This is a genomic window from Leptospira ellinghausenii (assembly GCF_003114815.1).
Taxonomy (GTDB): Bacteria; Spirochaetota; Leptospiria; order Leptospirales; family Leptospiraceae; genus Leptospira_A; species Leptospira_A ellinghausenii.
Genome location: NZ_BFAZ01000009.1, coordinates 1,004,813 through 1,018,471 on the forward strand (window position 1 = coordinate 1,004,813; position 13,659 = coordinate 1,018,471).

Consider the following 13,659-nt stretch of genomic DNA (forward strand, 5'->3'; position numbering starts at 1 on the left):
TATCCTCTTAAATTAATTTCATCGATTCCATTGAAGAAACAAAATTTGGATACCTTAATTGATATCCGGTTGATTTCAACTTTTGATTATCCATATAATAGTCGTTATATAGATATTTGATTGCTTCATACTCTAGATCAGGAATTTTACCTTGTAACTTTGCTAAAGGAGATTCTAATCTAGCAATCACCTTAAGTAATGATAATGGTATATGAAGTTTATTGATCTTGGATCCAAACATCTTTGATGCTAAATCCAAAGCTTCTTCCAAACTTGGATTACTATCATCAGAGATATTGTAAATATTTCCAAAAAACTGTTCTTGTTCAGAAAGATATATAGCAGAGCCTGCCACATCTTCTACTCTGACATTAGCAAGTTTCATTTTACCGTCTCCAGGTATACCTGCAATTTTACCTGGCCTTGAAAAAACCTTACCAGCGCCATCATTACATCCAGGACCATACACAGTGCAAGGTCTAAGGATGATTGCATTAAGTCCTTTTTTTATTTTCTCTGATACGATTTGTTCACCAACATGCTTACTTTTTCCATACGCATCCATTGGATTACAATCATCAGTTTCTTTAAAAGGTTTACCTTGGTAAGTTCCATATACACTGGAAGAACTCAAGTGAATGTATGCTTTTACACTATTTTGTACTGCAATTTTTGTAAGCTTATCAACTGCATCAACATTGATAGATTTCAGTTTTTCATAACTAGTGGTTAGATTACAAATTCCTGCAACATGAAAGATACGATCAACACCATTGACTAAAGAACTTAACTCCTTCTCATCCCGAATATCTGATCTTATATATTCAATATTCGGTTTTTGAAATAGTTTTATCTTATCATCACGAATATCTGTGACGCGGATTTTAAGATTTGAATCCTTTGATAATTCCTTCAAAAGTTCAAATCCAATGAAACCATTGGCTCCAGTGATTAATGTGATTCCTGTGTATTTCATTTTAATAGTGGTATGATGGCCTGAGAATTTCTCTTGCAACATTATTCAACATTACTTCAGAACTTCCACCACCTGCTAACAGCGATTTCACTTCACGAACATATCGATCATATGGACGATTTCTATAACAAGCATGGGAACCTGTTAAGGTAAATGCTTTGTTAACAACTTCATCAGCGACAACTCCAGCTAAGTATTTTGCAATAGAAGTTTCTAAGTTATGATTTACTTTTTGGTCATGTAACCAAGCTGCTTGGTTTCTTGCTAATTTAGCTGCTTCTAATTCAGAAGTTAGTTTTGCGATAATCCATTGAATCCCTTGAAAATCAGAAACACGACTCTCTCCCACTTTTCGAGATTTTGTAAAGGACACAGCATGGTCTAAACAACCACGAGCGATCCCAATCAATTGCGAAGCAACTCCCAATCGACTCAATTTAAAAATTGCCATAAAGGTTTCGATTCCTCTACCTTCTCTTCCTAAAATTGAGTCAGCCGGTATACGACAGTCTTCAAAATGGACATCATACATTGGAGCAGATCTTAAACCAATAGGATCTTGTTTCTCGTAACGAATACCTTTTGAGTCTCGATCAACTAAAAACTCAGTTAAACCTTTATCGGTTTTTGCTAAAACCATCATCAATTGAGCTTCTTTACCTAAATTGATATGAACCTTAAGACCATTTAACACCCATTCGTTTCCATCTTTCACTGCCGTTGTTTGGATATTTTGAAAAGAAGATCCAGCATCAGGTTCTGATATCGCTTGGGCCGCCATTATTTTACCTTTGGCAAGTTCTGGTAACCATTTACTTTTTTGTTCCTCAGTTCCTACAGCAAGTAATCCTTGTTGAGCTTGGATTAGATTCTGTGGTCCATAGATTAATTCCTTCGCTGTTTCTTCCATGATGATCGTGTATTCAATTGCACCTTTACCTAAACCACCGTATTGTTCAGGAACAATTACACCTGTCCAACCTCTATCACCTAGCGCGTGCAATACATCCCATGAAAATTCGCTATCTCTTTCTTCTACATCTCGCCTAGGGTCACTACCTGCAATTTTGGAATACGATGCAACCGCTTCTCTTAATGCATTTTGTTCTTCTGTAAAATAGAAATTCATTTAAACTGATCCTTTTAATTCTTGTTTTGATTTTATATAAAAATAATAAGTTGCCGTTGCAGATGTAATGGGAACAAAGAGGGCATAAAGTAATGGCATCCACAATATTTCATTCACATTTGATCCAGAAAAACTCAGTAATATTACTGCTATAGTCAATGGTCCATTTTGAATCCCAGTTTCTAATGATACAGTCCTTGATTGTTTTTCTGATAATTTTAATAATTTGCTAAATAGATAACCAAAACTGTATCCAAGCACAGTAATCAATATTGCAGCCAAATACATTTGCCATGTTGTAACTTTTAAGATGTTGAAATTTTTTGGAACCATCACACCTAACAAAAATAAGATCATTAAAATTCCTAAAAAATTTCCAATTTTCTCTATTTTTAAAGCAAGTTTTGTATTATAAGATCTAATTTTAATTCCAATCAATACAGGAATGATGAGCAATAGAATTGAACCAATGATACTTTTATATGGAATTTGAATCTCGTCAGTTACCAAACCAGAACAATAGATCCAAAACAAAAATGGCATCATTACAATGGCAAGAATCGTTGAGGCAAATGTCATACTGATACTTAAAGCGACATCACCTTTCGCATAATAAGTTAATAGATTTGAAGTTGTTCCACCTGGAGTACAACCAACCAAAATTAATCCAATTGAAAATAGCGGAGATAAATTAAATCCTTTTGCCAACCCAAAAGCTATGAGCGGCATAAATCCAAATTGTGACAACATTCCAACAAGTATTGGTTTTTTTGAATGGATCGATTTTTTAAAGTTTTCTAATGTTAAAGTACTACCCATAGCTACCATGAGGAAAAAAATCATAGCAGCGAATAATAATTCTTCTGTCTTAGTTAACATTCGATTGGTATTCCTTCGAAAGATTCGATGCCAATTTACTCGCTATGGCATAAATTGTATAACTAGGATTCACACCTAAACTTGTTGGGAAAATAGATCCATCAATGACAGATAAATTTTTTAGATGATGGAATTTACCATTTGTATCCACAACAGAAGATTCCATCGAATTTCCCATTGCATTACCGCCTAACGGATGTGTTGAGTTAACAACTGTGTTTGGAGATTGAATCGCCATTTTTTCGATGCCTTTTTTGGCATCGGCCCAAGTTTTAAATGGATTTACTACGTTATTTGCTGGAACAACAGTTTTCGCACCTGCCGCAAATTGGCATTCAGCCATCGACAAATAAGACCTTCTAATTCCATCGACTATAAAATCATTTAGTGGATAATCAAGGATTGGATAACCCGCTTCATTCAATTGAACAGTTCCACCAAGACTATCTTCATTAAAACCATCACGAATTTGAGAGACGAGTACATGTAAGTTGGGATAACTTTTTACATATTGATCAAATTCCTCACCTACCAATTTTCTTAAATTCATTAATACGATTGGTTGTGCACCAACTGCTTCAATATTATAACCTGCTCTGCCTTTTACCCCATCCTTCCATAAAAATTCATCGGATGCAACAGATTGGGGAGCACCAAAAAATCCATACACAGGAGTTGGCATTTCCGCAACAGAGTAATTGTGTAGTTGCACAAAAGTTCTTTTACCAATCAATCGATAAGGATCTGGTAATTTGGAACGTAATAACAAAGCAGGTGAATTGATGGCACCGGCACTTGTAATAAAATGTTTCGCAAACAATCGTATTTTAGGTATTGTTTCACCAGTTTGAACACTTGGTTTACAATACAAATGATCGATTTTATTTTCTTTCCAAATGTATTGAACTGCATTTGTACGAAATAAAAGTGTTGTCTTTTGTTTTAATGCGGATGGAATCGTAGTTACCAATTGACTTTGTTTTGCATCCACTGGGCAACCCAATCCACAATAACCTAACATATTACAGTTTTTTACATTTCTTGGAATGGAGTTATATCTCCACCCCAGTTTTTTTGCTCCCACACTTAACAGGTTATTGTTTTGGTTATGAGCTTCCCAAGGTTGGATCGAAAATCTTTTTGAAGCGATATCAAACCAAGGTTCCATATCTTCATTAGAATAACCTTTAATTCCTAATTCAGTTTCCCAATAAGAAAGTGTTTCCTTAGGTGTACGAATACAAGTTGTCCAATTCACAACAGTTGATCCACCAACCGTTCTTCCTTGTACTACCGTAAATGCTTTATCCTTTGTTGGCCGCGTTGCACCTTCAAAGTACAATCGATTGAATGTAGATAGTTCTTTTAAATCGAAGTCCTTACTACGTTCATAATTTCCTTCTTCCACAATGATGACGGAATATCCAGCTTTCGATAAAATCTCTGCACTTGTTCCACCACCAGCACCAGAGCCGACGATGACAAAATCCGCTTCGAGATCTAAGTCTTTTTGTAAATAAGAAGCATCTATTAGTTTATCCATGACGTAATCCTAATGCATGTTTTGGACCTGGATAACCGACGTGTTTCCAAGAAACACTTGCTTCAAAGTATCCGATAGTGACCATTGATTGTAATAAAAAGAAAATTGATCGAAGTAAACCTATGGAAGATGTTTTCCACTGATTTAATGTTTTGATAACAGTATCTCTGTTAGTAAGTTTCCAATTAGAACTCGATCCAAACAAATACCATCTAACAGCACTTATGTTTAAAAATTGAATTGCTTCTAAAATTTCAGCTTGTGTGTGAGAAGGTAAGCTGTATAGGTATGAATCGATGTTTAATACAACTTCATTCAGTACGTTTTCTTTTTCCTTCTCCTCTATTGGTAAAAACGTAAACAATAGAGCATCCGCCAAAAAATAGAATAAATTCTGCCCTCGATTGTCCAAAAATCGACAATCCAACTCTCGATCACGTGTTGTGACATCATCCTTTGCCTGACAACCACTAGTGCTCAGGTACAAAAAGACAGCTCCCATCAACGATGTTTTGACAAGAGTACGTCTTGAAATCAGCTTTTGATTCAAAATTGCCATTCTTAATCCGTATTTTCACTCACAAATTAATGAATGAATATTCATTCCTTTTTTTACTTTACAAGTACTTTTTTAAAAAAAGAATGAAAAGAAATGGATTCGAGGTATCTATGACCCCTATCCAAAAAAGAACATCCCATACGGAAATGGGTTTGGATAGGTATACCATTTGAGCGAAAAGGCTTCTAAATTGAATAAAAGCGAAGAGATTTTAGCTGCTGCATTAGAATTGTTTACGGCGAAAGGGTTTGATGGAACGGCTGTGCCCCTAATTGCAGAACGAGCCAATGTAGCTGCGGGTACGATTTACCGTTATTTTGCCAGTAAAGAAGAACTTGTGAACTCACTCTTTCAAAAATGGCAAGAAAGTCTTTATTCAAAAATCAAAGATAGTTTTCCACACGAAGCAGGACCCAAAGAACAATTCCATCAAATTTGGAAATCCATGGCCGAATTCCAAAGAGAAAACCCTGTGGCTTTTGATTTTTTAGAAATGCAATACAACCTTCCCTATTTAGACAAAAAGAGTTTCGCAAAACGTGCGTTACTACTGAAGTTTCTTACTCGATTTGCTCATGACAACCGAGATATTCTGATTAAATTTCCACCAGATGCACTCATTGCGATTGTATGGGGAGCATTTGTTGGACTAGTAAAAGGTTCTCGGAATGGAAAAATAAAATTGGATGATCAATTCTTAAAAGAAACAGAAGACTTACTTTGGAATGCGATTAAACTTCCAACGTAAATATTTTGAATCATTTCTAATTATTTCCCATCTTCCAAAACTAAATCCACAAAAAAGGAATATCCCATTTCATTTACATGGGAAAATACAATTACTTTCTTTTTTAATGTTTTGTCCCAATACGGGTCACTAACTTGCCAATTGCCATTGTCACGAAACACTTGTTTAACGTGCTTATAAAAAAATGGCATATACGACCAGTTTTTCTGCAAAAAAACCATGTTCTCAATAAACCCAGAATCATTCGTCCTTTCATAGTACGGTGAAACTTGGGTTCCTTGCCAATCTGTTACATATACTCTTTGGATCATCGGATCCAATTTGAAGAAACTTTGTGGGTCAATGATCACTCGATTCCCTAATGTAATTGTTTTTAAAGGAAGTGACATCAACTTGGATTTGATTTGTTTTTCAAATTCAATTTCTTTTGCAACTTCTATACGTTTTGATTCGTGGTACAAATGTAATTGCGGAACGACAACATCCTTTATGGTTTGTTTGTCCTCTTTGTATTCTAATGGTTTTCCTAAAAAATAACCTTGTAAAAAAGTCGCACCAGAACTGACTGCTTGGTACAATTCTTTTTCTGATTCAATACCTTCAAATAATAATTGAGATCCAATACTCAGTGAAATTTGTTTCAAGTATTCTAAGATTGACTGGTATTCTCTTTGTTCAATCGACTTCTTTAACAAATTTAAATCAATTTTAATAATGTCTGGTTTTATAGCACCTAATCTTTCTAAGTTGGACGATTCTGAGCCCACATCATCCAAAGCAATACCAAATCCTTGTTCTCGCAGTAGTTCCACACCAGCAGCAAGAACATCAGTCCCAAAACTTCCAGATTTTTCTGTGATTTCCACAACAATCCGATTGAGTGGGATTCCAGATTCCTTTACAATTTCTGCGATGGGAAGTGAGTTCCCTTTACTCTCTTCATACTCCAAAATCACCTGATCTGGTGACATGTTCACAAAAAGTTGGTCATTACTATCTTTGATTTTATCCAATGAAAGACCGAGTAACTTACGATCGATCATAGTCATCCGAAGCGGAGTTACATGTGGATCCATAAATTCAGGAACCACCACAAGTGAACCCTTCTCATCTCGGACACGGCCTAAGGATTCATAACCGATAACAGACTGTTCTTCCACGGAGAAGATGGGTTGGAGTAATGGGACATATTGTTTCTCTTTGGTTCCTGCCATCGCGTTCATTAAATTTCTCCCCTGTCCTTATTCTGTTTTAACGGAATTTTATTCAATAAATTAAACATATTTCGGTCGAATCTTGTTCCTTTTCTATGCAATCTTCTGATTTCGGAGATGTCTTGACCCAGATTTCACGTTTCCTTAGACTCTCGCGAATGCGATACACAAGCCTAGTCCTATCTTTTGTTTTCATCTCATTGGCAACAAACGCGCAGTCAGTTGTCAAATTCCCAACCATTCCAAATGAAGGATCAAATTTTACGAACTCTGAAAGTTCTTGGTCCATCCAATCTCGCATCACACCGTCGATCGATGGACAGACGATTTATAACATCCGTTACCATGCCGATGGTAAATCTGCGATCATTGGAACAACGGACTTTTATCTTTTTCGCATTAGTTTGTTAGATGGAAGTATGATATGGAAAACAGAAGCCAAAATGTTTTACCAAAAGGAATTTGATGGTCCAAAAATATTTGATGTATCTCCCGATGGAAAATCCTTTCTCAGTTTTGGACAAACAAACCCAAATGTTCAATCTTCCGAACGTTATTTACTAATTCGATCTACAGATACCGGAGGTATCACGAAAGTTTTTAAACCAGAGTTTTCTTTATTCCATTCCATCACAGCAGATATAGACTATCGATATCCAGGAGATGCGGTTAAGTTAAGTCGTGAAGAATCTGGTCTTGCACCTAACTGGATTTTAACGATTGACAGTGCAAAGTTCATAGACCAAGGAAAACGAATTTTGGCTTCATACAAACACAATATGGATGGGCCTCATTTTTATGACCGTAGGCTTATTGTCTATGATACAATGACTGGTAAAAAGATAAATGATTTCCAATTAACTGCTGATCCAAATACAGCTGACTGGACACAACCCGCAGGATTTGAAATTGCCCACTACCAATTCCCTTACCAATACTTAGAAAAACGAAACACTATTTTGTATGGCAATGCCCATGGAAGGATTCATGAATTAAATGAGACCAATATGAACCAAAATAGTAAGATAAGTCTTGTTGAAGAAAAACCAGCGGGCCCCATTATCTACATTCCAGAAAGTGATTCGGAAGACTTACAAGTGAAAGATAGACAAACCATTCGTTCTATGGCAATCACACCGGATGGAAATACACTTTATTGTTCAGGAGGAGTTGAATCAGGTTATATCCAATTGTATGCCTTTAACCTAATCTCAAAAAAAGAAATCTTTAAGTCTCCTATAATGGACGTTGGAGAAATTTTAGCACCTTCTTCACAAATCTTAGTCCTTGGCGGTTTTACTTCTTCTGGAAAATTTTACATCGTTGATACCAAAAAAGGAGAACTCCTCTTTGTATCCGATGACAATGAAAATTACATCCATCCCAATTTATTTATCACTCACCCTAAACAAAAAGAAATTTTAGCACTTTCAACCGGCAATCAAATTGTCATCTTACGCCCACAAGGAGGGACTTCTTCATGGTAAGCCAATTGACACATAACAAATGTTTCATCGTTTTTTTTCTTTATTTATTAATCTCACTTAATATATTATATGCGAATGATCTCAATATTTCCGCCATGAGAGATCCAAAAACCATCAAAGAGAAAGTAAACAAAGGTTTTGATGTCAATACAAAACGAAATGAAGATGGATATACCTTACTGCACTATGCAGCAGAATTGGGAAACGTTGATCTTGCTAAATTTTTAATCACAAAAGGTGCCAGTCTCAATGTTCCCATGAAAGATGGAACTACACCACTTGCCACCGCCATTGGATTTAGCAAAAATGAGATGATAAAACTTCTTTTGGAAGAAGGAGTAGATCCGAATTATGTGTTGGGGGAAAAAAATTACAATAGAACCCACTTTCACTATTACATCACAAAAATTCGAAAATTTGATCCAAATCTTTTTTCTTTATTCCTTTCAAAAGGTGCTAATCTTGAAACAAAAGATTCGTTTACCGAAACCCCACTCATCACTCTTGCTTCCTCTGAATTTCAGTTTTTAGAACATACCAAAGCATTGTTAGATGCTAAAGCCAATCCAAACGCCCAAACAAAATTTGGCATTACACCTCTAATGGGTGCAGTATTCAGTCGCAACTTCCCACTTGTACAAATCTTAATTCGCCAAGGATCAAACATCGAACTCGAAAACTCAGATGGCAATACAGTTCTCCTTGCCATGATTAATATGGGAAACTATCATCCAGAGAAACCAAAGTTATTCCAAATCCTTTTAGATGCGAAAGCAAATGTGAACCATAGGAACGCAGAAGGAAATACCGCCCTTCACTTGTGTGTGATAGGAGATTCGCTCGAAATCCTGTCCATCCTAACCAAACAAAATATCGATTCCAGTATCAGAAATACAAAAGGAATAACTGCATTGGAACAAGCGATTACCAATGAAAATTGGCCAGCCACCAAAATCCTTTTGAGTGTCGAAACCGATATCAATGGATGGGACAAATATGGAGCTACGAAATTACACAGTGCAATTTTAAATGAAAAATATGAATTGATCCAACTCCTACTCGACGCAGGTGCCGATCCGCAAAAAAAAGACAAATGGGGAAAAACTGCGATTGAGTTTGCCGAAAGACAAAACAATCCTAAGGTTTTAAAACTCCTCAAAAAAGAATGAAACAAAAAACAAACACTCGGTTTTTACCAAAAGGCTTAACCATCTTACATGAAGACCGAGATATCCTTGTCGTTGATAAACCGGCGGGACTACTCACCATTGCAACTGATTCTGAAAAATCTAAAACTGCTTACGCTTCCCTTATGGATTATGTAAAAAAAGGAAGTGATCGTTCCAAAAATCGAATTTTTATCGTTCATCGATTGGATCGTGATACTTCCGGTGTTTTGGTATTTGCAAAAACAGAAGTCGCCAAACAAACATTACAAGAAAATTGGGACAAAACCAAAAAAGTTTATATCGCAGTTACACATGGAATCTGGAAACTCAAACAAAGTTCCATCCAATCTTATTTAACAGAGTCAAAAGCCCACCGCGTTTATTCTGTTGATGATCCCAAACTCGGAAAGTTTTCCGAAACAAAATACAAAGTTTTAAAAGAATCCAATTTGTATTCCCTTCTCGAAATTGATCTCATCACTGGTCGAAAAAATCAAATTCGCGTACATTTTGCAGAAAAAGGTCATCCCATCGTAGGAGATACCAAATATGGAAACGAAACAAAATCCTTTCCTAGAATGGCACTCCATTCGTATTCCATCACCTTGACTCATCCTTTTCAAAAAAAACCATTAACATTTATGACCAATATTCCCAATTTTATCACAGGTCTTGTGGGTGGTTACGAAAGGATACAAGATGAAACATAAAGGATTTATTTTTGATATGGATGGAGTGGTTGTCGACAATCACAAATTCCATTTCAAAGCATGGATGGAATTTTCCAAAAAATACAAATTTCCTCTCAATCCCCAAATCTATCGAGATACTTATAATGGAAAAACCAATGCTGATTTATTCAGAATGATTTTTGGAGAAATTTCTTTAGAGCAAATCCAAAACTACGGTGCCGAAAAAGAAAACTTATACCAAACCTTATACAAACAAGAAATGAAACCTCATCTTGGAATCATTGAATTTTTTCAGTATTTGAAATCCAACCAAGTAAAGTTAGCTCTAGGTACTTCTGCGCCAACCATGAATGTCAATTTTACATTGGATAATCTTAACTTACGATCTTACTTTGATGTTATCATTGATGGTTCTATGGTGACCTTAGGCAAACCTCATCCTGAAGTATATGAACTTTGTGCGAAAGGATTAGGACTAAATCCAAAAGATTGTATCGTCTTTGAAGATTCGATTGCTGGATTACAATCAGGAAAGGTCGCAGGTTGTTCCATTTTAGGAGTTGCGACTTCCCATACTGTCGAAGAACTAAAAATTCATGTGGACCAAATCATTTCTGATTTTACCGATCCACTAGTGTTTTCATTATAAATTTATTCCTGAAAGTCAGTGAGTAAATTACTGGTTTTGTTGGTTAAATCAATGCGTATAATGGCCGTTCTACCTTCATCTATGTAGGTAAGATCATCAAAGGATAATTTTTTTGCCATAAAAATCCCACGACCGTGCGTTTTGAATGCATTTTTAGTCATTGCTTCAATCGACAAATATCGTTTCCAATCAAATCCTTTCCCTTGGTCACTGATTCGAATTTCAATGCGCTCTTCGTTTCTTTCAAAGTTTACCTTTACATATTTGTCTTTGTACTCAGGTGTATCTAATCTTCGAAAAATTTCTTCCATCAATTTATCATTATCATGGAGTTCCGATTTTTCCTGGTATGAAATTCCTAAATTCCCATGTTCAATTGCATTGTTTAGAATTTCCATGATCCCGGTTAACACACGTTCAGGATCGGGACAAGCATTGGCAAGTAACGGAGCAAGTTCATGAGATTCACGAATGGAACGAATCCGAAATTCACCAGTGATCATATGTCGAAGGGCACCCATACCTTTATGAAGGTCTTCTTTTGCCCTTTGTAATTTGATAAAATGTTCAACAGCAGTTTGCACTATGCGAACAAGAAGGGCACGTGAATATGGTTTTGTTAAATAATAAAAAGCACCTGCATCAAGCCCCTCTGTCATATCGGTGATGGAACTCATAGCAGTTTGGAAAATGACAGGGATATCTCGGTACTTTTCGGATCGTTTGATTTTTTTTAGAAGTTCGATCCCGTCCATCTTTGGCATCAATCGATCTAAAATAATGGCATGAAAAACTATCGAACCAGAGCTTAAAATCTGGAATGCCTCTTCTCCATCTTTCGCTTTGACAACAGTGAATCCTTTATCGGACAAAGACTCGTCAATGATCATTAAATTGATCATCTCGTCATCAACAGCAAGTAAATTGATCATCGAATTCCTTCACGGGAACTTGGTATTAACATTGTAAAAACTGCTCCCTTATCTTCATGATTTTCAGCATATAACAATCCGTTGTGATCATTTACAATTTCTCTTGAGATCGACAAACCGAGCCCAGTTCCTTTGGTTCCAGCTTTTACTTGTTTGGATTGGATGAACTTTTCAAAAATTTTATCTAGGTCTTCGGAAGGAATTCCTGGACCGAAATCTCTGATTTGGATGCCAATTCCTTTCACATACGACTGAGATTTTCTTGGAATAAATTCTCTTTTTATCAAACTAATCTCAATATTAGTGTCATTTGGAATGAATTTTAATGCATTGGAGATGATATTTCTGATCACTTGTTGGATCCGCTCATAATCGAAATCAGCTTCCCAACGTTCCTCATTATTTAGTAAAACAACTGTGATCCCTCTTTTTTCCAAAATTGCACGCATTTCATTGATCACAAATTTGGTGGTTTCTTTTAAACAATTCCGTTCAAAAAGATATCGCATTTTACCTGATTCTAATTTGGCTATATCCAATAAATTATCAAGAAGCGCAAGTAACCGTTTCCCAGAGGAATCGATGATGTGAAAGTATTCTTTAATTTTTTCGGGTGGTACGGTGGCTGATTTTTCCGCTCCAAGTTCCGCATAACTTAAAATTGCATGAATTGGAGTTTTTAACTCATGTGAAATATTGGCAAGAAAGAGCGACTTCATATAGGAAGCTTCTTCAGCTATATTTTTGGACATTTTTAAGTCCATAGTTTGCCTTTCGACCAATTCTTCTAAATGATTTCTGTATTGGTATAATTCTTCTTCCTGAAGTTTTCTTTGGCTGATGTCTCTCAGAATTCCTGTAAACATTTTTCCGGATTTTGTTTTAAATTCTCCAACCGAAAGTTCACATGGAAAAATTTCACCTGACTTCCGTTGTGCGAATACCTCTCGGCCTACACCTATAATATGAGTTTCCCCTGTTTCTTTATACCGCCTCAGGAATTCATCATGTTTGTCTTTGTAATCTGGAGGAATGATGATCGTTACATTTTTTCCAATCACCTCCTCTTGTTTATAACCAAATGTATTCTCTGCTGTTTTATTAAAAAACTGGATGATTCCTTCATCATTGATGATCACAATGGAATCAGCTGCATTCTGAGCCATGGAAAGAAATCTAGATTCACTTTCTAAAAAAGCATTTTCTAATCGTTTGCGTTCCGTAATGTCACGATGGTTGGACATGATATAACCATCATATAAAACCACAAATCTTACTTCCACATGACGAATATTAGGTTCTTCACCATAAGAATACTCTTTCCAAAATACTAAATTTTTTTTGTCCGATAAGTAAGCGAGAGCTTCCGAAGTGATTTCACGTAAATAAGGAGGAAGACCAACACTGATATGTTGTCCTAAAAGAGATTCTGGTTTGTCTCCTATGTTAACAAACCTTGAAGTTTTATAATCAACGATGATCCCTTCACGATTGATTTTAAGCCAAAAGTCTGGGTTCGATCTGAGTAAATTTTCTAATTCCCGGAGAACTTCTTCCTGGGGAAAGGCAGATGGATTTTGCCAAATACGAGAAATAGGGGAATTAGATGGCATCAATTACTGTCCTTGGAAGGAATATAGGAAACGTCGCTATTTTCGGAAAGAAATTGTAAGAAATCACGG

At 36.0% G+C, this 13,659-nt stretch carries 13 protein-coding genes; 5 read left to right on the forward strand and 8 right to left on the reverse strand.

From position 1 onward, the window contains the following. Positions 1-7: 7 nt before the first annotated feature. Genes DI076_RS13230 through DI076_RS13250 form a run of 5 tightly spaced genes read right to left on the reverse strand, consistent with a single transcriptional unit; the run spans position 8 to position 5,086 of the window. Positions 8-1,018 carry an NAD-dependent epimerase/dehydratase family protein gene (locus DI076_RS13230; protein WP_245918428.1) on the reverse strand — a complete coding sequence of 337 codons (1,011 nt, stop codon included), beginning with the start codon at positions 1,016-1,018 and terminating at the stop codon, positions 8-10. Continuing rightward, entirely contained in the window at positions 978-2,105 is a 1,128-nt protein-coding gene (locus DI076_RS13235; protein WP_108960275.1) for an acyl-CoA dehydrogenase family protein, read from the reverse strand. The genes DI076_RS13230 and DI076_RS13235 overlap by 41 nt, the downstream gene beginning before the upstream one ends. Continuing rightward, positions 2,106-2,984, reverse strand: a complete 879-nt coding sequence (locus DI076_RS13240; protein WP_108960276.1) for a bile acid:sodium symporter — start codon at positions 2,982-2,984, stop codon at positions 2,106-2,108. Beyond that, positions 2,974-4,527 (reverse strand): GMC family oxidoreductase N-terminal domain-containing protein, encoded by a 1,554-nt coding sequence (locus DI076_RS13245; RefSeq protein ID WP_108960277.1) that lies wholly within the window; start codon positions 4,525-4,527, stop codon positions 2,974-2,976. Before DI076_RS13245 ends, DI076_RS13240 begins: the two co-directional genes overlap by 11 nt. Continuing rightward, positions 4,520-5,086 (reverse strand): hypothetical protein, encoded by a 567-nt coding sequence (locus DI076_RS13250; RefSeq protein WP_108960278.1) that lies wholly within the window; start codon positions 5,084-5,086, stop codon positions 4,520-4,522. Before DI076_RS13250 ends, DI076_RS13245 begins: the two co-directional genes overlap by 8 nt. Positions 5,087-5,255: 169 nt before the next feature. Between DI076_RS13250 and DI076_RS13255 the strand changes: the two genes are divergently transcribed. Further along, positions 5,256-5,834, forward strand: coding sequence for a TetR/AcrR family transcriptional regulator (locus DI076_RS13255; RefSeq protein ID WP_108960279.1), 579 nt, complete (start codon positions 5,256-5,258; stop codon positions 5,832-5,834). A gap of 20 nt (positions 5,835-5,854) precedes the next feature. On the opposite strand, the gene DI076_RS13260 is transcribed toward DI076_RS13255, so the two are convergent. After that, complete coding sequence (locus DI076_RS13260; RefSeq protein ID WP_108960280.1) at positions 5,855-7,057, reverse strand: EAL domain-containing protein; 1,203 nt, start codon at positions 7,055-7,057, stop codon at positions 5,855-5,857. A 113-nt stretch (positions 7,058-7,170) separates the two neighbouring features. On the opposite strand from DI076_RS13260, the gene DI076_RS13265 reads away from it, so the two are divergent. From DI076_RS13265 to DI076_RS13280, 4 genes are read left to right on the forward strand one after another with little or no spacing between them, the layout of a single operon-like run. Then, positions 7,171-8,535: a hypothetical protein gene (locus DI076_RS13265; protein ID WP_369689767.1), complete on the forward strand. Its 1,365-nt coding sequence runs from the start codon at positions 7,171-7,173 to the stop codon at positions 8,533-8,535. Then, positions 8,529-9,704 (forward strand): ankyrin repeat domain-containing protein, encoded by a 1,176-nt coding sequence (locus DI076_RS13270; RefSeq protein ID WP_108960281.1) that lies wholly within the window; start codon positions 8,529-8,531, stop codon positions 9,702-9,704. The genes DI076_RS13265 and DI076_RS13270 overlap by 7 nt, the downstream gene beginning before the upstream one ends. Next, entirely contained in the window at positions 9,701-10,414 is a 714-nt protein-coding gene (locus DI076_RS13275) for an RluA family pseudouridine synthase (protein ID WP_108960282.1), read from the forward strand. Before DI076_RS13270 ends, DI076_RS13275 begins: the two co-directional genes overlap by 4 nt. Beyond that, entirely contained in the window at positions 10,404-11,045 is a 642-nt protein-coding gene (locus DI076_RS13280) for an HAD family hydrolase (protein ID WP_108960283.1), read from the forward strand. Before DI076_RS13275 ends, DI076_RS13280 begins: the two co-directional genes overlap by 11 nt. Positions 11,046-11,047: 2 nt before the next feature. On the opposite strand, the gene DI076_RS13285 is transcribed toward DI076_RS13280, so the two are convergent. Both DI076_RS13285 and DI076_RS13290 read right to left on the reverse strand, forming a co-directional pair. Continuing rightward, the gene (locus tag DI076_RS13285) at positions 11,048-11,977 is read right to left on the reverse strand and encodes a response regulator (protein ID WP_108960284.1); all 930 of its coding nucleotides are present in this window, start codon (positions 11,975-11,977) and stop codon (positions 11,048-11,050) included. Then, entirely contained in the window at positions 11,974-13,590 is a 1,617-nt protein-coding gene (locus DI076_RS13290; RefSeq protein ID WP_108960285.1) for a sensor histidine kinase, read from the reverse strand. Before DI076_RS13290 ends, DI076_RS13285 begins: the two co-directional genes overlap by 4 nt. Positions 13,591-13,659: the final 69 nt, after the last annotated feature.